The sequence below is a fragment of the Microvirga vignae genome, assembly GCF_001017175.1.
Classification (GTDB): Bacteria; Pseudomonadota; Alphaproteobacteria; order Rhizobiales; family Beijerinckiaceae; genus Microvirga; species Microvirga vignae.
Genome location: NZ_LCYG01000016.1, coordinates 310,369 through 330,559, shown reverse-complemented (window position 1 = coordinate 330,559; position 20,191 = coordinate 310,369). Strand labels below are relative to the sequence as shown.

The window sequence follows — 20,191 nt, the reverse complement described above, 5'->3', positions numbered from 1 at the left end:
GGTGATGTGATGGCGACCTTTAAGGTGACCGACGCGAGCTTCGCGCAGGACGTCCTGCAATCCTCCGAGCCTGTCGTGGTCGATTTCTGGGCCGAGTGGTGCGGCCCCTGCCGCATGATCGGCCCGGCTCTGGAAGAGATCTCCAACGAGATGGCCGGCAAGGTGAAGATCGCGAAGGTGAATGTGGACGAGAATCCGCAGATCGCCTCACAGCTCGGCATCCGCTCGATCCCGGCGCTCATGATGTTCAAGGGCGGTCAGGTCGTGGCCCAGAAGATCGGCGCCGCCCCGAAGGGCGATCTCACCAAGTGGATCCAGGCTTCGGCCTGATCGCTCGCAGAGATCAAGAATGAAAAAGGGGCCTCATGGCCCCTTTTTGCTGTTCCGGGTTATTGATCTACTCGGCCGTCGTGGGATCGATCATGGCGCGAACTTGCGAGATGCGATCTGCCGGAAATCCGCCGCGCCGGGCATGCTCGCGGATGATGTCCTCGTTCGGTGCGCGATAGACGCAGTAGATCTTGTCGTCCGTAACGTAACTATGGACCCATTGGATTTCCGGACCGAGGTCACGCAGGACCCCGCACGAAGTCTGTGAAGCTCCTTTGAGATCGTCGGCGGACGCGTTGCCCACGCCTGGCATGTTTCGCTCGATCACGAATTGCGGCATGATCTTCCCGCCGGACATGCCGGCGCCTCCTGATGGGGCCGGATCGGCTCCAGACGCCGAGGAGGTTCTGCCTAGGCAACCGGATTGGCAAATGCGCAAACGGGCTATCCGAACCGGAGAGCGCAACGATCAGCTCTGTCTCATCCGGCTCGGATCCAAATAGATGATTTCCCAGATGTGCCCGTCGAGGTCGCTGAAGCTGCGCCCGAACATGAAGCCGTGATCTTCCGGCTCGCGCACTTCTCTGCCGCCCTGCGCCAAAGCCTTGTCCACGAGCTGATTGACCCGCGCCCTGCTCTCCACGGAAAGCGAGGTGAGCATCTCGGTCATCCTGGAGGCATCGGCAACGGGCTTGCGGGCGAATTCCCGGAACTTCGCCTCGGTCAGCAGCATGGCGAAAATATTGTCCGCGATCACCATGCAGGCGGCGCTCTCATCAGAGAATTCGGGATTGAGGCCAAAGCCCATGGCCTTGAAAAAGCGCACCGACCGCTGAAGGTCCTTCACCGGCAGGTTGACGTAGATTTTGGTGGCCATGGCCGCTTTTCCTATTCAGGCAGCGTTCCATTGGCTGCCAACACCTCTCCTGCCAGATAGAGCGAGCCGCAGATCAGGACACGGGGCGGGCGATCCCAAACGTAGTTATGGAGCGAGGCGAGCGCGGATTCGACGCTCGGCGCGACGGAAGTGGTCAACCCTACGCTTCCCGCAATCGCCGCCACCTCCTCCGCCGGGCGCGCCGCGATCTGGCCCGAGATCGGCACCGCGATCACCTCGCGCGCAAGGCCCGAAAAATTCTTGAAGAAAGCCTGGCTGTCCTTGGTGCCGAGCATGCCGGTGATCAGGACGAGCGGCGCATCGGAGCGCTCGCTCTGATCGGCCATGGCGGCGGCGAGAACGCGCCCGCCATCGGGATTGTGCCCGCCGTCGAGCCACAGCTCGCAGCCTTCAGGCGCGATCTCTGGCAGACGGCCCTTCGAGAGACGTTGCAAGCGCCCGGGCCATTCCGCGCGGGTGAGGCCTGCTTCGAAAGCGGAGGTCTCGAATTTCTCGAAGCCTGCTGCACGCAAAGCCGCGATAGCCGTACCGGCATTGGTGAACTGATGCCGCCCGACGAGCTTGGGACGCGGCAGATCGAGCAGGCCTTTTTCGTCCTGATAGACGAGGCGGCCGCCCTCTTCATGCACGGAGAAATCCTGCTGGCCGACGAGCACAGGCGAAGCACCGATGCGCTCCGCCTCGCTGAAAAGGGTCTGATCGGCTTCCGCGTAATCCTGCGGCGCGATGATCGCCGGGCATCCGCGCTTGAAGATGCCCGCCTTCTCCTTGGCGATGGCCTGCAAGGTCGTGCCGAGATATTCCGCGTGATCGTGACCGATGGGCGTGACGACGGCGGCCGCAGGCTTGTCGATGACATTCGTGGCGTCGAAGCGTCCACCCAATCCCACTTCGAGCAGCAGCACGTCGGCAGGCTCCTCGGCGAAGATGAGGAGCGCCGCAGCGGTGGTGATCTCGAACACCGTGATCGGTTGGCCCGCATTCACCGCCTCGCAGCGGCGGAAGGCCTCGACGAGACGATCCTCGGTCACGTAATGCCCTCCGCCGAAGCGCCCGAGGCGGATGCGCTCATGGAAGCGCACGAGATGGGGCGAGGTATAGACGTGAACGGCAAGGCCTGCGCTTTCCAGAATCGCCCGCATGAAGGCGATGGTGGAGCCCTTGCCGTTGGTGCCCGCCACGTGAATCACGGGCGGCAAGCGGCGCTCAGGGTTTCCGAGCTGCTTCAAGAGCCGCTGAATGCGCCCGAGCGACAGATCGATGGTCTTCGGGTGCAGGGCGAGAAAGCGCGCGATCAGCGCATCAGAGGAATCCATCGCCCTACTCCAAGCATGATCCGGAAAAGCAGGATCCGGCTATCCGATAAGATCATGCGAAAACAAAAACCCATTACGCAGCGACGGCCGGAGCCTTGGTGAAGAGGCGCGACAGCCGGGCAATCGTCGGTTTCAGGTCATGGCGGTGCACCACCATGTCCACCATGCCGTGCTCCTTCAGATACTCGGAGCGCTGGAAGCCGTCGGGCAGCTTCTCGCGGATGGTCTGCTCGATCACACGCGGACCGGCAAAGCCGATGAGCGCGCCGGGTTCTGCGAGATGCACATCGCCCAGCATCGCGTAAGACGCCGTGACGCCGCCCGTGGTGGGGTTCGTGAGCACGACGATGTAGGGCAGGCGCGCGTCGCGCAGGCGGCGGATCGCCACCGTGGTGCGCGGCATCTGCATGAGGGAGAGAATGCCCTCCTGCATGCGCGCGCCACCGGAACCGGCGAAGAGCACGTAAGGCGTCTTCTTGTCGAGTGCGGTCTCGGCGCCCTTGATGAAGGCCTCACCCGCCGCCATGCCGAGCGAGCCGCCCATGAAGCCGAAATCCTGCACGGCGATGGTCATCGGCAACTCTTCGACGCGGCCGAAGCCCACCTTGAAGGCATCCTGCTGGCCGGTCTTGGCGCGGGCATCCTTCAGGCGGTCGATATACTTCTTCTCGTCGCGGAACTTCAGCGGATCGACAGGCACTTCCGGCAGCGCCACGTCGAGCCAGGTACCGCCATCGAACATGAGAGCCAAGCGCTGCGTGGCGGAAATCCGCATGTGATGATTGGAGCCGGGGATCACCCACTGGTTCGCCTCCACGTCCTTGTGGAACACGACCTGTCCCGTATCCGGGCACTTGATCCAGAGATTGTCCGGCGTCTCGCGCTTGAAGAGCGTCTTGATCTTCGGACGGACGACTTCGGAAATCCAGTTCATCGCTTTAATCCTCTCGTCATGGCCGGGCTTGTCCCGGCCATCCACGTCTTTCCACACGTTTGAAGGCGTGGATGCCCGCACCAAGTGCGGGCATGACGTTTCGTAATCTTCAAGCGGCTGCGCGCTTCGACACCGAGCGCACGCCTTCGCTCAATTCCTTCACCAAGGTGGTGACGGCCTCGACCGTGCGCGAGGTGGCGCGGTCCTGATCGTCCAACGTACCCTTGAGCACGTCGATGAGGGCCGAGCCCACCACCACGCCGTCGGCGCCCTTGGCCACCGCCGCCGCATGAGCGCCGCTCTTCACGCCGAAGCCCACCACGACAGGGAGAGGCGTGTGATGCTTGATGCGCTCCACCGCCGAGGCGACCTTGCCGAAATCCGGGGTCGCAGCGCCGGTGATGCCCGTGATGGAAACGTAGTAAACGAACCCAGCCGTATTGGCGAGCACCGCCGGAAGGCGGTGATCGTCCGTGGTCGGAGTCGCAAGGCGAATGAAGGCAAGGCCCGCCTTCAGGGCCGGCAGGCAGAGCTCGTCGTCCTCCTCGGGCGGAAGATCCACCACGATGAGGCCATCGACGCCGGCGTCCTTTGCGTCGGCGAGGAAGCGGTCGACGCCGTAGACGAAGATCGGGTTGAAATAGCCCATGAGGATCACGGGCGTGTCCTGGTCCTCGGCCCGGAAGCGGCGGATGAGGTCGAGGGTCTTCACCGTGTCCTGACCGACCTTCAGGGCCCTGAGGCCCGCCGCCTGGATCGCCGGACCGTCGGCCATGGGATCGGTGAAGGGCAGGCCGAACTCCACGATATCGGCGCCGGCCCTGGGAAGGCTTTTCAGGATGGCCAGCGAGGTTTCCGGATCCGGGTCGCCGGCCATCACATAGGTGACGAGGGCGGCGCGGCCTTCCGCACGGCATTGTTCAAAACGGGCTTCGATGCGCTTGATCATGGCGGGGTCTTTAGCACGGGAGAGAGGCGGGGTGAAACCGTGATGAAGAGGCGTCATACCCGCGCTTGTCGCGGGTATCCACGTCTTGAACCGGAGCCTTAAGACGTGGATGGCCGGGACAAGCCCGGCCATGACGGGAGAAGATCTCAGGCGATCTTGTTCCCCAGATGCTCGGCGATCTGGAACAGGTCCTTGTCGCCACGGCCGCTGATGTTGACCACCATCAGGTGATCCTTCGGCTTCTTCGGCGCGAGTTCCATGACCTTGGCGAGCGCATGGCTCGGCTCCAGGGCGGGCAGGATGCCTTCGAGACGCGAGCAGAGCTGGAAGGCTTCCAGCGCCTCGTCGTCCGTGGCGGAGATGTATGCCACGCGGCCCATTTCGTGGAGCCACGCGTGCTCCGGGCCGATGCCGGGATAGTCGAGACCGGCGGAGATGGAATGGGCGTCGCTGATCTGCCCATCCTGGTTCATGAGGAGATAGGTCCGGTTGCCGTGGAGCACGCCGGGACGCCCGCCCGTGAGCGACGCCGCATGCAGCTTGTCGAGACCATGGCCTGCCGCCTCGACGCCGTAGATTTCCACGTCCTTGTCGTCGAGGAAGGGGTGGAACAGGCCGATCGCATTCGATCCGCCGCCGATGCAGGCGACGAGCGAATCCGGCAGGCGTCCTTCCATCTCCATCATCTGCTGACGGGTCTCCTCGCCGATCACGCACTGGAAGTCGCGCACCATGGCAGGATAGGGATGCGGGCCTGCGACCGTGCCGATGCAGTAGAAGGTGTCGGCGACATTGGTGACCCAGTCGCGCAGGGCCTCGTTCATGGCGTCTTTCAGCGTCTTCGTGCCGGACTGCACGGGCACGACCTTCGCGCCCAGCATGTTCATGCGGAAGACGTTCGGCTTCTGCCGCTCCACGTCGACAGCGCCCATGTAGACGATGCATTCGAGGCCGAAGCGCGCGCAGAGGGTCGCGGTGGCGACTCCGTGCTGGCCCGCGCCGGTTTCGGCGATGATGCGCTTCTTGCCCATGCGGCGGGCGAGAAGGATCTGGCCCAGCACGTTGTTCACCTTGTGCGCGCCGGTGTGGTTCAGCTCTTCGCGCTTGAAATAGATCTTCGCGCCGCCCGATAGGCCGGAGGCCGTAGAAACCTCACGAAGATGCTCGGTCATGCGCTCCGCGAAATAGAGCGGGCTCGGACGGCCGATATAATGCTTCGAGAAATACTCCATGTCGGCATGGAAGGCCGGGTCGACCTTGGCCTCGTTGTAGGCCTTCTCCAGCTCCAGGATGTTCGGCATCAGGGTCTCGGCGACGAAGCGCCCGCCGAACTGGCCGAAATGCCCGCGCTCGTCGGGACCGATGCGGAAGGAATTGGGTTGAGCTTGAGCTGACACGGGCTGTCCTGCCTTAGTGATTTTAGTGATTTTGGGCAGCGAATGCTGTCCGGGCTGCTTTGATGAAGGCTTCGATCCTTGCCGGGTCCTTCAGGCCGGGCCCGCTTTCCACCCCCGACGACACATCGACGGCTTTCGGCTTCGTCAGCCTGATGGCCTCCGCCACGTTGTCGGGATTGAGGCCCCCTGACAACATGATGGAAAGAGCCGGGTCAAGCCCGTTCAAGAGCCTCCAGTCGAAGGACACGCCGTTGCCGCCCGGCAGGGCATTCGCCATACGGGGCGGCTTGGCATCGAGCAGGATATGCTCGGCTTGGCCAGCGTAAGGAGCAAGGGTCTTCAGGTCGCTCTTTTCGGCGATGCCGAGGGCCTTCATGACGGGGCGGCGGATCATGGCGCGGATTTCGGCAACGCGCTCGGGGCTCTCGCTTCCATGCAGCTGGATCAGGTCAGGATTGATGGCCTCGATGGCCTGCGCGATGTCCTCGTCGCCGGGATCGACCAGCAGCACGACGCGCATGGCGCGGCCCTTCGCCTGCAGCGAGAGGCGATGACCGAGATCGAGTGTGACATGGCGCGGGCTCTTCGGAAAGCGCACGAATCCCACCATGTCCGCGCCGGCATCCAGCGCGGCAGCCAGGGTTTCGGGGGTCGAGAGCCCGCAGATCTTGATCAGGTTATCCATTGTTTCATTTTACGACGGATTGGCCAGCGAGCGCCACACCAGCATTGCCGCAGTCAGATCCTCCAGCGCCGTGCCCACCGATTTGAAGACGGTGATTGCCTTGTCGCTCCGCTGCGGCGGGTTGCGGCAAAGGTCGAACAGCGTGCCACGCACATGGCCTTCCGAGATAGCGCCCTTCTGGATGGAGACGGCCACGTCTCCGCCCTCGGTCTTGGCGGCGTCGGTATCGACGTAAACCTGGCCTCGACGAAGCGCCTCGTCATCCGCCTCACGCATCTTCAGATTGAAGGCGCCCACGAGATCGAGATGCGCACCCTCCTTGAGCCACGCGCCCTTCACGATGGGTGCGGTGGAAAGCGTGGCGCAGGAGACGAGATCGGCCTCGCGCAAAGCCGCTTCCAGCTCCGTCACGGCCGTGACGGGAAGTCCCTCGGCGCGAAGCTCGGCTGCCACGCTTTCAGCCTTCTCGGGCCGGTGGTTCCATAAGCGAACCTCTCGGATGGGCCGCTGGCTCATATGGGCCCGGATGATGAAAGGTGCAAGCGCACCCGCACCCACCATGACCATGCGGCTCGCGTCAGGATGCGCGAGATGCCGCGCGGCCAGCGCCGAGGCGGCAGCCGTGCGCCAGACGGTCAGCCGCGTGCCGTCGAGCACCGCCACGGGCTGACCCGTCTCGCCGTCCATGAGCAGATAGGAGCCCATGACGCTCGGCAGGTTCTTCTTGCCGTTCTCCGGGAACACGGAGACCACCTTCACGCCGACGAAGCCGCCTTTCGTGGCGGGGCCTGTCCAGGACGGCATCAGCAGCAGCGTTCCGTGAGAGCCCGCGCGCTCGATCTCATGGTGATGCCGAACGGGCGTGACCATGTCGCCCCGAAAGGCATCGCTCAGAGCATCGACCAGAGCAGGAAAGGTGAGAGCCCGATCGATCTCAGCGGAGGAAATGACGCGCATGAACAACGGGGACAACGAGTGAGCCTAGAAGCTCGATGATTGCGGGGACGGCAGCGTTGCGGGCAAACCTGCCGCCGCATTCTGGCTGCGCAGGCGCTCGGTCTCATGGCGCAGCTGGTCCGCCTCGCGGCGATAGCGGCGGCGGGCCTTGCGGGCTTTGCCCTGGGCAAGCCAGCTCGCCGTGCCGCCGATCACGACACCCACCATGACGGCGGCGAAGATCACGGCGAAGAGCGGAAGCTGCGTGGCGAATTCAGGTGCTTCTTTCGAGAACGGATCCAGCGACAGGGTCACCGGAGCGCGGTTCGCGACCGCCAGCAGAATCACCAGGATCGCGATCGGCAGCAGAATGAGCGCCTTCAGGAAGCGAATCACGAGCACCTCTTCAATCGTTACTGAGCGGCAGCCGCCTTCATCACCTTGGATGCCGGGGCATTGAGCCGCTGACGCATTTCCTTACCTGTCTTGAAGACAGGAACGACCTTTTCGGAAATCGAAACGGATTCGCCCGTGCGCGGGTTGCGGCCCGTACGGGCATCGCGTTTCTTCACGGAAAACGCGCCGAAGCCACGCAGTTCCACCCGATCGCCGCGAGCCAGCGCATCGGCAATGGTGTCGAGGATCGCATTCACGATCTTCTCCACGTCGCGCTGATACAAATGCGGGTTCTGCTCAGCGATTTTGAGCACGAGTTCTGACTTGATCATAAGAAGGCTATATCTTTGATGGTGCTTTATTTTTCGGAAGGTTGCCAGACGACCAGCAGACCGTCAAGCTGGGCTATCTCAGCGTGAGCCTCCGTCCTGCGCAGGGCTTCGGCCACTCTCTCGAAGCCCAGGAGGTCGACAGCCGTCGCCGCCATGGCGAAAAGGGAGATATCCCGATCCGAACGCGGCTTCCAATCCCGAATCGGCAGGTCCTTCGGAATTTTTCTTTCCTGCTCGAGCCAGGCAACGGCATCACGCTCGCCGCCGACCTTGTCCACGAGCTTCATGGGCAGGCCTTGACGACCATTGAAGACCTGGCCGGTCGAGACCGCTGCAAGCTCGCTCTCGTTCAGGCGGCGACGCTCGCGAACGAGATTCTTGAACCAGTCATAGGTATCGCCCACCACCTGCTGGAGGGCCGCTCGCGCTTCGGGGCTCGTGGGCTTGAAGGGACTGGGCTCCGCCTTCAGCGGCGAGGACTTCACCTCCTCCACTTTCACGCCGACCGTCTGCATCAGCCCTGAGAGATCGGGATACTGGAACAGCACACCGATGGAGCCGACGAGCGAGGTTTCGCGGGCGACGATGTAGTCGGAGGAAATAGCCGTGATGTAGCCGCCCGAGGCCGCCGTGCCATCGACGAAGGTCACGACCGGCTTCCTCTCGGAGAGGCGGCGGATATTCCTGTAGAGCTCCTCGGAGCCGGTCGTCGTGCCGCCGGGGCTGTTGACGGAGATCACGACACCGGAGACGAGATTGGAATCCCCGACCCGCTGCATGAGATCCGCCATGCGCTGCTGATTACCGGTGATCAGGCCGTCGACGGAGATGCGGGCGATCTGCTGCTGCACACCCCCATAGCCCATGCGGTCGGCGGCGGCATAGCCGATGGCGGCGACAGCGGCGATCAACCCGGAGAACCCCGCGATGCGCCAGAAGGACAACTTGCGGCGCAGACGGCGGCGATCGGCAATGGCTTCGGCATCGATGGGCATCGGTTCGTCTCTAACCCGGTTCACTGATGTGCGGAGGCAGCACCCTAGAGCATCGGACCCGAAAGTGGAAACCACTTTTGGGATCGATCCGATGCTCAATTCCTTAAGGAGCGCATCGTCTTGCGCGGACCTCCGGTTCCGCACGATGCGCTGCGAAGGCAGATAGGGCGGCAAGACATGCGACCAACGAAAAACATGCGACCAACAAAAAACCCGCACGATTGCTCGCGCGGGTCCTGAAACAAAAACCCCCGGGCTTTTAGGCCCGGGGATCCGATCAAGCTCTGAAAGTCAGAGCAAGCTTACTTCTTGCCGGCCTTGTTGAGAGCCGCGCCCAGGATGTCGCCGAGCGACGCACCCGAGTCGGTCGAGCCGTACTGAGCCATGGCTTCCTTCTCCTCGGCCACCTCGAGGGCCTTGATGGAGAGGGTGACGCGGCGAGCCTTGCGGTCGAACTGCGTGACGCGGGCGTCGATCTTCTCACCCGGAGCGAAACGCTCGGGACGCTGATCGGCGCGGTCGCGAGCGAGCTCCGAGCGCTTGATGAAGGTGGTGAGGTCGGTATCGACGATCTTCACCTCCAGGCCGCCGTCCTTCACCTCGAGAACCTCGCAGGTGACGACCTGGTTCTTCTTGAACTCGCCAGCCTCGGCGAAGGGATCGCCCGCCAGCTGCTTGATGCCGAGCGAGATGCGCTCCTTCTCGACATCCACGTCGAGAACCTGAGCGCGAACCATGTCGCCCTTCTTGAACTCGTCGATGACCTGCTCGCCCGGACGATTCCAGTCGAGGTCCGAGAGGTGGACCATGCCGTCGACGTCGTTCTCGAGACCGATGAAGAGACCGAACTCGGTCTTGTTCTTCACCTCGCCCTCGACGACGGAGCCGACAGGGTGCTTCTCGGCGAAGGCCTCCCACGGGTTCTGCAGCGTCTGCTTCAGACCCAGCGAGATGCGGCGCTTCACCTGATCGACCTCGAGGATCACGACCTCGACCTCCTGAGAGGTGGAGATGATCTTGCCGGGGTGGACGTTCTTCTTCGTCCAGGACATCTCGGAGACGTGGATCAGGCCTTCGATGCCGGGCTCGAGTTCAACGAACGCACCGTAATCGGTGATGTTCGTGACGCGGCCCTTCAGCTTGGCGCCAACCGGGTAGCGGGCGGCGATGCCTTCCCACGGATCGGCCAGCAGCTGCTTGATGCCGAGCGAGATGCGGTGCGTGTCGTGGTTGATCTTGATGATCTTCACCTTCACCGTCTGGCCGATGGTTACGACCTCGGACGGATGGTTCACGCGGCGCCATGCCATGTCGGTGACGTGCAGGAGGCCGTCAATGCCGCCGAGGTCAACGAACGCACCGTACTCGGTGATGTTCTTGACCACGCCGTCGATGACCTGACCCTCCTCGAGGTTGGCCACGAGCTCGGAGCGCTGCTCGGCGCGGCTCTCCTCGAGAACCGTGCGGCGCGACACGACGATGTTGCCACGGCGACGATCCATCTTGAGGATCTGGAACGGCTGAGCCACGCCCATGAGCGGGGTGACGTCGCGGACCGGGCGGATATCGACCTGGGAGCGGGGCAGGAACGCCACGGCGCCGTCGAGGTCGACCGTGTAGCCGCCCTTCACCTGGTTGAAGATGGTGCCGTTGACGCGCTCGCCGGCCTCGAAGGCCTTCTCGAGCTTCACCCACGACTCTTCGCGGCGAGCCTTGTCACGGGAGATGACGGCCTCGCCCAGCGCATTCTCGATGCGCTCGACATAAACCTCGACCTCGTCGCCGACCTTGATCTCACGGTCGCGGTTGGGGCCGGTGAATTCCTTCAGAGCGACGCGACCTTCGGTCTTCGCGCCGATATCGATGACCGCGACATCCTTCTCGATGGCGACCACCTTGCCCTTCACCACCGAGCCTTCGTTGATCTCGGACGTGCGGAAGGATTCTTCGAGCAGAGCGGCGAAGTCTTCACGGCTCGGCTGCTGGAAAGCTGCAGACATAGGTTCTCCTGAATGGCCCTCGTTTAAGGGGCAACGCCGGCGGCTCGTGTGAACGGGCCGTTTCCCTCCGCCGCTGCCTGAGGACGCCCCCTTGAGGGCCATGTCCAAGGCATGCCGCTTTAAAAAGCGGGCCGGCGTATCACCGGCGGATGGAAACGCATTTATCGTCAAGACCTTAGCGGAACGCCTACAAGGCGCGCATCACGCACCCTCAAGACGCAACACACCGTCAATGTCTGTCTGATGGGCGTTCCTTTATCCCAAATGGCCTTGGATCACAAGGCTTTCGAGGATTTCGGCTTTCAAGGATTTGGCGGCTGTCTCAAGGTCCAGGCCGGGATCGGCGGTCTCGAAGGCGCAAGGCATCGGCCAGCGGAGGACGGCGGCGAGACAGGGTTAATCAGAGCTTAATGGCGAAGTTTTACTTGGGCAAAGCTCAAGAACTTCTCGTTTGAACGACAACCGGAACGGGAGCATCTCTTTGCCCAGAGAACGCGCTCTGGAGGAGACAGGCCATGGCCGCTGCCCTTTCCGTAGAAAATCTTGTGTCCGCCCCCGCCCGTGCCCGGCGCCGGAGCGATTGGCTGCGGCTGCTCATGCGCGTCGAGGCATGGCTCGACGACCGGGCGAGCCGCCGCGCGCTCTATGCGCTGGACGAGGCGGCGCTGGCGGACCTGGCGCTGTCGCAGGCCGATGTGGAGCGGTTCAATCATCCGCTTGCCGGATAAGCCTGTGGCGGGCGCTGTGAAGCAGCACGCCACAGGTCGAAGGGGTCAACAGCTCGGCCAGCCTTAATCCTCGTGGATCTGGCTGTGGTGCCTGGTGTCCTTCATGCGCAGGTACACGATGAGGGACAGGCCGATCATCACGGTCACGTAGACGAAGAAGCCGTATTCGATACCGGCCTGCTTGAACCAGAGCGCCACGTATTCCGCCGTGCCGCCGAACACCGTGTTGGCGATGGCATAGGGCAGAGCAACGCCCAGCGCGCGGATATGGGCCGGGAACATCTCGGCCTTCACCACTGCGTTGATCGAGGTATAGCCGGTCACGATCACGAGGGCTCCCAGCGCGAGGGCAAAGGCCATGAAGGGATCCTTGGTGCCCGCGAGCGTCGAGAAGATCAGGTAGGTGAACAGCACGCCGAGGATGCCGAAGCCCACCATGATCGGCTTACGGCCGATGCGGTCCGACAATGCGCCCGCCACCGGCTGCAGTAGCATGAACACGAACAGGGCCGCCGCCGTGATCTGGCTCGCCGTCTCGCGGCCGAAACCCGAGGTGTTGACTAGAAACTTCTGCAGGTAGGTGGTGTAGGCATAGAAGGCGAGCGTGCCGCCGGCGGTGAGCGCGATGACCGTGAAAGCCTGGCGCGGATATTTGACGAAGAGCGTCATGCCGCTGGAGCGAGGCTCCTTCGAGCTTTGAGCGTTCTTGTAGGATTGTGTTTCGGAAAGGCCCCGGCGGAGATAGAACACGACGACCGCCAGCACGCCGCCGATGGCAAACGGAATGCGCCAGCCCCAGGCCTCGATATCCTGCTCGGGCAGGATCTGCTGGAGGATCAGCAGCACGCCCAGCGCCAGCAACTGGCCGGAAATCAGCGTGACATACTGGAAGCTCGAGAAGAAGCCGCGCCGGTCCTTGCCGGCCATCTCGCTCAAATAGGTGGCGCTGGCGCCGTACTCGCCGCCGACGCTGATGCCCTGCAGGAGACGCGCGAGAACCAGGATGACGGGAGCAAGCGTCCCGATGCTCTCATAGCCCGGGGTCACGGCGATCATGAGCGAACCGAGGCACATGAGCGTGACCGAGAGGGTCAGGCCCGCCTTGCGGCCCTTGCGATCCGCGTAGATGCCCATGATCCAGGCCCCGACGGGGCGCATGACGAAGCCGACGGCGAACACGGCGGCAGCGTTCAGTAGCTGAGCGGTCTGGTCGCCCTTGGGAAAGAAGATGGGCGCGAAATAGAGGGTGAAGGCGGAATAGACGTACCAGTCGTACCACTCGACCATGTTGCCGGCGGAGCCGCCGATGATCGATTTCAGTCGCTGCCTGCGATCCGCAAGCGTGTTCTGCATGAGCATGAGGATTTTTTCTTTCCAAGAATGGGATGCGCTCCACCGCGCCGGAAAGCGCATGGCTGAAGGAGAGGCAGAGGCTTTTTTTGGAAGGGGGAGCAGCAGCGTTGGCGTTCCACTGCGGCCGTTATGGTTGGCGCGGACATACGCCCGACGTGACGATTGGTCAAACGATCGGGCTTAAACGACCTCTTCAAGCCGTCGTTCCAGCCATGACGGCTCGAAGAGGAGCGCCCCTCAAAGGGGAACTTCCGAGCGCTTCGCCTGGGTGACGGCCCAGTCGAGGGCCTGCTCGAGCCTGTCGTTGCCCCAGAACATCTCGCCGTCCTCGGCAAAGAAGGTGGGCGCGCCGAAGATGCCGCGCGATTGCGCCTCGTCGTTCAGGCGGCGCAGGCGGGTCTTGTTGGTTTCGGATTGGGCTTCCGTGATGATCTCCTCCGGGTCGCGGCCAAGGCTTGCCAGGATGCCGGAGAGCACCTCTGTGTCGGAGATGTCCCGCCCCTCTCCGAACTCGGCCGTGTAGACAGCCTTCGTGAAGACCGGCGTCCAGCCCCGGTCGAGGCCGAGCAGGGCGATGCGGGCGGCAAGCAGCCCGTTCTGCGGGAAGGGATTGGGCCTGTAGAAGGGAAGACCGAAGCGCACGGCCTCGCGCTCCATGTCCCGCCACATGTACCGACCCTTGGCCGGATAGACGCTGAAGGGCGAGGTTTCCCACCCCTGCGCCTTGAAGACGGGGCCTAAGAGAAACGGCCGCCAGACGATCTCGACGCCCGCCTCCTCCGCCAATGGCTCGATGCGCATGGCGGCGAGATAGGAATAGGTGGAGGAGAATTCGTACCAGAACTCGAATTGCGGACGACGGAGCATGGGCACCTCTCCTTCCCTTGGGCAAAGAGGAGCTAAGGCATGCCTCGGTTCTTGGACAGCATCCCTTTTGATAGGCAGGAATGCTCCATAAGCATATCGCGCTTAAGCTTTTGCCAGCTTTTGCCGTTGCGCTCAAAAGCCTTCCCGGCTAATTCGCGAGCACCCTTATCACTGGAACATCAACCATGGCTGAGAAGCGCGTGAACAAGGTCGTGCTCGCCTATTCCGGCGGCCTCGACACCTCCATCATCCTCAAGTGGCTGCAGACCACCTATGGCTGCGAGGTGGTGACCTTTACGGCCGATCTCGGCCAGGGCGAGGAGCTGGAGCCGGCCCGAAAGAAGGCCGAACTCCTCGGCATCAAGCCGGAGAACATCTTCATCGAGGATCTGCGTGACGAGTTCGTGCGCGATTACGTGTTCCCGATGTTCCGCGCCAATGCGCAGTACGAGGGCCTCTATCTGCTCGGCACCTCCATCGCCCGCCCGCTGATCGCCAAGAAGCAGATCGAGATCGCCGAAAAGGTCGGTGCCGATGCGGTGGCTCACGGCGCGACGGGCAAGGGCAACGATCAGGTGCGCTTCGAGCTCGGCTATTATGCGCTGAAGCCCGACGTGACGGTGATCGCCCCCTGGCGCGAGTGGGACCTGCGCTCCCGCGAGCAGCTCATCGCGTTCGCCGAGGCCCACCAGATCCCGATCGCCAAGGACAAGCGCGGCGAAGCTCCGTTCTCCGTCGACGCGAACCTCCTGCACGCCTCCTCCGAGGGCAAGGTGCTGGAAGATCCGTCCCTGGAAGTTCCGGACTACGTCTATTCGCGCACCAACGATCCGGAGACGGCTCCCGACAAGCCGACGATCATCACCATCGAGTTCCAGAAAGGCGATCCGGTCGCCATCGACGGCCAGAAGATGGGCCCGGCCGACCTGCTGGCGAAGCTCAACGAGCTGGGGCGCCTCAACGGCATCGGCCGTCTCGATCTCGTCGAGAACCGCTTCGTGGGCATGAAGAGCCGCGGCATGTACGAGACGCCCGGCGGCACGATCCTTCACCTCGCCCATCGCGGCATCGAGTCGATCACGCTCGACCGCGGCGCAGCGCACCTGAAGGACGAGCTGATGCCGAAATATGCCGAGCTCATCTACAACGGCTTCTGGTTCTCGCCGGAGCACGAGATGCTCCAGGCTCTCATCGACAGGTCTCAGGAATTCGTCACCGGCGAAGTGACGCTGAAGCTCTACAAGGGCGGCGTCCACCTCATCGGCCGCCAGAGCCCCTATACTCTCTACGACCAGGACCTCGTAACCTTCGAGGAAGGCGCGGTCGCCTACGATCACCGCGACGCCGCAGGCTTCATCAAGCTCAACGCGCTGCGCCTGCGCACGCTCGCCCAGCGCAAGAAGAAGCTGGGACTGTAAGGCCATGAATGCGTCGGTCGTTGCCGTCAGCCGCAGCCCGACGCATTCCTTTTCCAAGCCGAATGTCGAGAGCATTCGGCTCGTTGCCGGGCTCGGCATCGAAGGAGACGCGCATGCGGGAGAGACGGTCAAGCACCGCTCCCGCGTCGCCATCGATCCCACCCAGCCCAATCTGCGCCAAGTTCATCTCATCCACACGGAACTCTTCGAGGAGCTTGCTGCGAAGGGCTTTTCCGTCGCGCCTGGGCAATTGGGTGAAAACATCACCACGCGTGGCATCGACCTGCTCAACCTTCCCGTCGGCACCAAACTGCATTTCGGCGCGTCCGCCGTGGTTGAATTGACGGGCCTGCGCAATCCCTGCGTTCAGATCGACCGCTTCCAGAAGGGCCTCATGGCTGCCGTGCTCGACCGTGACAGCGAGGGTCGACTCGTTCGCAAGGCGGGCGTCATGGGGATCGTTTTGACGGGAGGCGAGGTTCGCCCCGGCGAGCCGATTGCTGTTATCCTGCCTCCGGAGCCGCATCGTCGACTTGAGCGGGTGTGAGATCGTTTTGTATGCACTCACGTCCATCTCTCATGATGGCCGTCCCTGGACGTGATCCAGGGACAGCCTTGGCGACAGCCTTGGCCCGCTCGGCCCCCTCGTCATGGCCGGGCTTGTCCCGGCCACCCATGTCTTTTTGCTCTGTCCCGTCTCTACCTCGTCGTGGCCGCCCCGGACACGATCTGAGGATCAGGCTCGGCCATCCCCATCTGTTTGCATCGCCGATGAACCCTCCGCGCCGCCCGCACAAGCCCTGGCCGCCCCACCCCGTCATGGCCGTCCCCGGACTTGATCCGGGGATCAGTCCCGGCCATCCACGCCTTGGGAGACGCCGCACCCGCAAGACGGGGATCCCCGGGACAAGCCCGGGCATGACGGCGGAGGATGCTCCTAATCGCGGAGGATCGTTCCCACTTTGTTCTTGACAATGTTCCTAACCTTGGCTATATCCGATGCTGTCCTGACCTGCCGAGGGGCGCGCTCGCGAGGCGTCGCATGTGTGGGGTCGGGAGCGGTCTCGCGGGTGAGGTGACGCAGCCTCACTCGGCGGGAGGCCCAGGCTGCGGCTTGGGCTCACGACGGGCTCAGGGCCGCCTGCTCTCAACGGGCAGGGTCCGCCTTGCGCCGCCGCTGAGCCAGGGCTCGCCTGTCCGCCTAAAAGAACCGTGCGCGAGGGGCCATCCGGTTCCAAGCAAATACCATCAGAGTTCGAGCCGGACCGCTCCGCGCGCCTCCCTCGATCCCTCACCCTCGACAGGCTCTCACGCCCCGAGGCCGCTCCCGCTCGCCCGCAGGCTCTTTGACAATTCCGACCGAGTTTCTGCTCGCCGCCCGTTTTCTCCTGGCTTCCGAAAGAGCAGTCGTCGCCCTACCTTGAGCATCGGAAGGCCTGTTTGGAGATCCTCATGCCCTGGTCCATTCCCGTCGCTCGCATCGCCGGCACTGTGGTGCGCATTCATGTGACCTTCCTGCTGTTCCTGGTCTGGATCGGCGCGGGGCAGTGGCGCTCGGGCGGGCGGGAGGCGGCTGTCGAGGGCGTATTGTTCATCGTGCTGCTCTTTGCCTGCGTGCTGGCCCATGAGTTCGGGCACATCTTCGCGGCCAAGCGCTACGGCATCAACACGCCCGAGGTGACGCTCTGGCCCATCGGCGGCGTGGCGAGCCTCGAACGCATTCCCGACAATCCCCGCGAGGAGCTGGTGGTCGCGATCGCAGGCCCCCTGGTGAACGTGGTGATCGCGGGTTTAATCATTCTCTTTCTCGGATTCAGCCTCGACACCGCTGCGATGACGGAGCTCGACAATCCGCGCGCCGGCCTCATGATGCGGCTCGCCGCCGCCAACATCTTTCTCGTGGTGTTCAACATGATCCCCGCCTTTCCGATGGATGGCGGGCGCGTGCTGCGCGCGGCCCTTGCCATGCGCATGAACTATGCGGATGCCACGAACGTTGCGGCGCGGATCGGCCAGGGCGCGGCCTTCCTGTTCGCGTTCCTCGGGCTGTTCTGGAATCCGATGCTGATCATCATCGCCCTCTTCATCTATCTCGCTGCGTCAGCCGAAGCGCAGGACGTGTCCTTCCGGGGCGCAACGCAGGGGCTGCCCGTGCATGCGGGCATGATCAGCCCAGTCGAGACGCTCTCCACCTCCTCGACACTGGACGATGCGGTCGACCTGATGCTGCGCACCTCGCAGAAGGAGTTTCCGGTGGTGGACGGCTCGGGGATGCCGCGCGGTCTCCTCACCCGCGACGGCCTGATCGTGGCGCTGCGGCAGGGCGGACCCATGACGCCGGTGCTGGACGTGATGGCCCGCGACCTGCCGACGATTCTGGATTGGCAGCCCTTCGACGCCGCCGTCGCCCTGCTCAACAGGACGAGGGCCCCTGCCCTTCTTGTTTTGAACCGGGATCAGCGGCTCATCGGACTCCTGACGCCCGAAAACCTCGGCGAGATGATGATGGTGCGCAGCATACGCCCGGATTGGCGTTTCCGGGGCCGCCAATCTTACGTCCAGGGCGGCTTTTAGGCTTCTCGACCTGCGGCAGGGTCGTGGCGCCGCCGTCGAGAACGAGCTTCCGGCTGCACGAGCCGATGGAGCAGGAGCTTATTTGGCGGCCCGGGGCCGATCTGCCAGGCCGCCCTATTGCCGCCGCAGAGTAATCATTATATTGCAGCGCATCAGATTTCCGCCCGGTTCGAGCCAGGGGCGCGGCAACGCTTGCCGCGAGCCGGGCCGCTTTGCTTTGAAAGACCAACCCTCATGAAGCTGCGCAACATCGCCATCATCGCACACGTCGACCATGGCAAGACCACCCTCGTCGACAAGCTGCTCCAGCAGTCTGGCGCCTTCCGCGAGAACCAGCGCGTGGAGGAGCGCGCGATGGACTCCAACGACCTCGAAAAGGAGCGCGGCATCACCATCCTCGCCAAGGCCACCTCGGTGGTCTGGAAGGATACCCGCATCAACATCGTGGACACCCCCGGCCACGCCGATTTCGGCGGCGAGGTGGAGCGCATCCTGAGCATGGTGGACGGCGCGATCGTTCTCGTGGACGCGGCTGAAGGCCCGATGCCGCAGACCAAGTTCGTCGTGTCCAAGGCCCTCAAGATCGGCCTGCGCCCCATCGTGGCCATCAACAAGATCGACCGTCCCGATGCCCGTCATCAGGAAGTGATCAACGAGGTGTTCGACCTCTTCGCGGCGCTCGACGCCACCGACGAGCAGCTCGACTTCCCGATCCTCTACGGATCCGGCCGCAACGGCTGGATGGCGAAGTCCCCGGAAGGCCCGAGCGATGAAGGCCTCGCGCCGCTCTTCGACCTCGTGCTCGAGCACGTGCCCCCGGCCAAGACCGAGGAGGGCCCGTTCCGCATGCTCGGCACGCTGCTCGAATCCAATCCGTTCCTGGGCCGTATCGTCACGGGCCGCATCGCTTCCGGCACGGTGAAGCCGAACCAGTCGATCAAGGTGATCGACCGAGAGGGCAAGCTGGTCGAGGCCGGCCGCGTGTCCAAGATCCTGGCCTTCCGCGGCCTGGAGCGTCAGCCGATCGAGGCGGGCGAGGCCGGCGACATCGTCTCCATCGCGGGCCTGGAAAAGGGCTCCGTGGCCGACACCTTCTGCGCGCCCGAGAACGACATTCCGATCCAGGCCCAGCCCATCGACCCGCCGACCGTGACCATGTCCTTCATCGTCAACGACTCACCGCTTGCGGGCACCGAGGGCGACAAGGTGACGAGCCGCATGATCCGCGACCGCCTGTTCAAGGAAGCGGAAGGCAACGTGACGCTCAAGATCGAGGAAGCCGCCGACAAGGATAGCTTCTACGTCTCAGGCCGTGGCGAATTGCAGCTCGCGATCCTCATCGAGACCATGCGTCGCGAGGGCTTCGAGCTCGCCGTGTCGCGTCCCCGCGTGGTGTTCGAGAAGGACGAGGCCACCGGCCAGCTCCTCGAGCCCATCGAGGAAGTGGTCATCGACGTGGACGAGGAATTCTCCGGTGTCGTGGTGCAGAAGATGTCCGAGCGTCGCGCCGAGATGGTCGAGATGCGTCCCTCCGGCGGCAATCGCCAGCGTCTCGTGTTCTACGCTCCGACCCGTGGCCTCATCGGCTACCAGAGCGAGCTTTTGACGGATACGCGCGGCACCGCAATCATGAACCGCCTGTTCCATTCGTACGAGCCCTACAAGGGCGAGATCGCCGGCCGCCGCAACGGCGTGCTGATCTCGAACGACTCGGGGGAAGCCGTGGCCTATGCGCTGTGGAACCTGGAAGATCGCGGCCCGATGATGATCGAGCCCGGCTGGAAGGTCTATCAGGGCATGATCGTGGGCGAGCACAACCGCGAGAACGACCTCGAGGTGAACGTGCTGAAGGGCAAGAAGCTCACCAACATCCGCACGACCTCGAAGGACGAAGCGGTGCGCCTGACGCCTCCGATCCGTATGACGCTCGAAAAGTCGCTCGCCTGGATCCAGGACGACGAACTCGTCGAGGTGACGCCGAAGTCGATCCGCATCCGCAAGGCGATCCTCGACCCGAACGATCGCAAGCGCGCCGAGAAGCAGAAGGAAGCGCTGAGCGCGTAAAGGCAGCGCCTTGAGCAAA

20 protein-coding genes are annotated in these 20,191 nt (G+C 63.5%); 6 read left to right on the top strand and 14 right to left on the bottom strand.

Translation table 11 applies throughout. From position 1 onward, the window contains the following. Positions 1–9: 9 nt before the first annotated feature. Positions 10–330 carry a thioredoxin gene (gene trxA / locus AA309_RS06460; protein ID WP_047188131.1) on the top strand — a complete coding sequence of 107 codons (321 nt, stop codon included), beginning with the start codon at positions 10–12 and terminating at the stop codon, positions 328–330. A 67-nt stretch (positions 331–397) separates the two neighbouring features. Here the strand turns inward: trxA and AA309_RS06455 are convergent, their stop codons facing one another. From AA309_RS06455 to rpsA, 12 genes are all read right to left on the bottom strand, one after another. Beyond that, positions 398–688 (bottom strand): DUF4242 domain-containing protein, encoded by a 291-nt coding sequence (locus AA309_RS06455; RefSeq protein ID WP_244470276.1) that lies wholly within the window; start codon positions 686–688, stop codon positions 398–400. A gap of 111 nt (positions 689–799) precedes the next feature. Beyond that, a complete protein-coding gene (locus tag AA309_RS06450; RefSeq protein WP_047188130.1) occupies positions 800–1,207 on the bottom strand; it encodes a VOC family protein in 408 nt (135 codons plus the stop codon). A gap of 11 nt (positions 1,208–1,218) precedes the next feature. After that, positions 1,219–2,544, bottom strand: coding sequence for a bifunctional folylpolyglutamate synthase/dihydrofolate synthase (locus AA309_RS06445; RefSeq protein ID WP_047188129.1), 1,326 nt, complete (start codon positions 2,542–2,544; stop codon positions 1,219–1,221). A 73-nt stretch (positions 2,545–2,617) separates the two neighbouring features. Further along, on the bottom strand, positions 2,618–3,478 hold the full coding sequence (accD, locus tag AA309_RS06440) for an acetyl-CoA carboxylase, carboxyltransferase subunit beta (protein WP_047188232.1): 861 nt from the start codon (positions 3,476–3,478) through the stop codon (positions 2,618–2,620). A 109-nt stretch (positions 3,479–3,587) separates the two neighbouring features. Then, entirely contained in the window at positions 3,588–4,427 is an 840-nt protein-coding gene (trpA, locus tag AA309_RS06435; protein WP_047188231.1) for a tryptophan synthase subunit alpha, read from the bottom strand. A gap of 146 nt (positions 4,428–4,573) precedes the next feature. After that, positions 4,574–5,824 (bottom strand): tryptophan synthase subunit beta, encoded by a 1,251-nt coding sequence (trpB, locus tag AA309_RS06430; protein WP_047188128.1) that lies wholly within the window; start codon positions 5,822–5,824, stop codon positions 4,574–4,576. A gap of 22 nt (positions 5,825–5,846) precedes the next feature. Continuing rightward, entirely contained in the window at positions 5,847–6,509 is a 663-nt protein-coding gene (locus AA309_RS06425; RefSeq protein ID WP_047188127.1) for a phosphoribosylanthranilate isomerase, read from the bottom strand. Positions 6,510–6,518: 9 nt separating this feature from the next. Beyond that, on the bottom strand, positions 6,519–7,481 hold the full coding sequence (gene lhpI / locus AA309_RS06420) for a bifunctional Delta(1)-pyrroline-2-carboxylate/Delta(1)-piperideine-2-carboxylate reductase (protein WP_342027932.1): 963 nt from the start codon (positions 7,479–7,481) through the stop codon (positions 6,519–6,521). A 9-nt stretch (positions 7,482–7,490) separates the two neighbouring features. Next, a complete protein-coding gene (locus tag AA309_RS06415) occupies positions 7,491–7,841 on the bottom strand; it encodes a lipopolysaccharide assembly protein LapA domain-containing protein (RefSeq protein ID WP_047188230.1) in 351 nt (116 codons plus the stop codon). Positions 7,842–7,858: 17 nt separating this feature from the next. Beyond that, the gene (ihfB, locus tag AA309_RS06410; protein ID WP_047188125.1) at positions 7,859–8,173 is read right to left on the bottom strand and encodes an integration host factor subunit beta; all 315 of its coding nucleotides are present in this window, start codon (positions 8,171–8,173) and stop codon (positions 7,859–7,861) included. A 26-nt stretch (positions 8,174–8,199) separates the two neighbouring features. Next, the gene (gene sppA / locus AA309_RS06405) at positions 8,200–9,168 is read right to left on the bottom strand and encodes a signal peptide peptidase SppA (protein WP_047188124.1); all 969 of its coding nucleotides are present in this window, start codon (positions 9,166–9,168) and stop codon (positions 8,200–8,202) included. Between the two features lie 302 nt (positions 9,169–9,470). Continuing rightward, complete coding sequence (rpsA, locus tag AA309_RS06400; RefSeq protein ID WP_047188123.1) at positions 9,471–11,168, bottom strand: 30S ribosomal protein S1; 1,698 nt, start codon at positions 11,166–11,168, stop codon at positions 9,471–9,473. Positions 11,169–11,683: 515 nt separating this feature from the next. On the opposite strand from rpsA, the gene AA309_RS06395 reads away from it, so the two are divergent. Beyond that, positions 11,684–11,896 (top strand): DUF1127 domain-containing protein, encoded by a 213-nt coding sequence (locus tag AA309_RS06395; RefSeq protein WP_047188122.1) that lies wholly within the window; start codon positions 11,684–11,686, stop codon positions 11,894–11,896. Positions 11,897–11,959: 63 nt separating this feature from the next. Here AA309_RS06395 and AA309_RS06390 read toward each other — a convergent pair whose 3' ends face one another. Together AA309_RS06390 and AA309_RS06385 are read right to left on the bottom strand one after the other, a co-directional pair. Continuing rightward, a complete protein-coding gene (locus AA309_RS06390) occupies positions 11,960–13,255 on the bottom strand; it encodes an MFS transporter (RefSeq protein ID WP_150117409.1) in 1,296 nt (431 codons plus the stop codon). 231 nt (positions 13,256–13,486) lie between these two features. After that, entirely contained in the window at positions 13,487–14,116 is a 630-nt protein-coding gene (locus tag AA309_RS06385) for a 2-hydroxychromene-2-carboxylate isomerase (protein ID WP_047188121.1), read from the bottom strand. A gap of 185 nt (positions 14,117–14,301) precedes the next feature. On the opposite strand from AA309_RS06385, the gene AA309_RS06380 reads away from it, so the two are divergent. From AA309_RS06380 to typA, 4 genes are all read left to right on the top strand, one after another. Then, positions 14,302–15,534, top strand: coding sequence for an argininosuccinate synthase (locus tag AA309_RS06380; protein ID WP_047188120.1), 1,233 nt, complete (start codon positions 14,302–14,304; stop codon positions 15,532–15,534). Between the two features lie 4 nt (positions 15,535–15,538). Continuing rightward, the gene (locus AA309_RS06375; protein ID WP_047188119.1) at positions 15,539–16,081 is read left to right on the top strand and encodes an MOSC domain-containing protein; all 543 of its coding nucleotides are present in this window, start codon (positions 15,539–15,541) and stop codon (positions 16,079–16,081) included. Positions 16,082–16,986: 905 nt separating this feature from the next. Beyond that, positions 16,987–18,108, top strand: a complete 1,122-nt coding sequence (locus AA309_RS06370; protein WP_047188118.1) for a site-2 protease family protein — start codon at positions 16,987–16,989, stop codon at positions 18,106–18,108. Between the two features lie 234 nt (positions 18,109–18,342). Further along, a complete protein-coding gene (gene typA, locus AA309_RS06365) occupies positions 18,343–20,172 on the top strand; it encodes a translational GTPase TypA (protein WP_047188117.1) in 1,830 nt (609 codons plus the stop codon). Positions 20,173–20,191 lie beyond the last annotated feature (19 nt).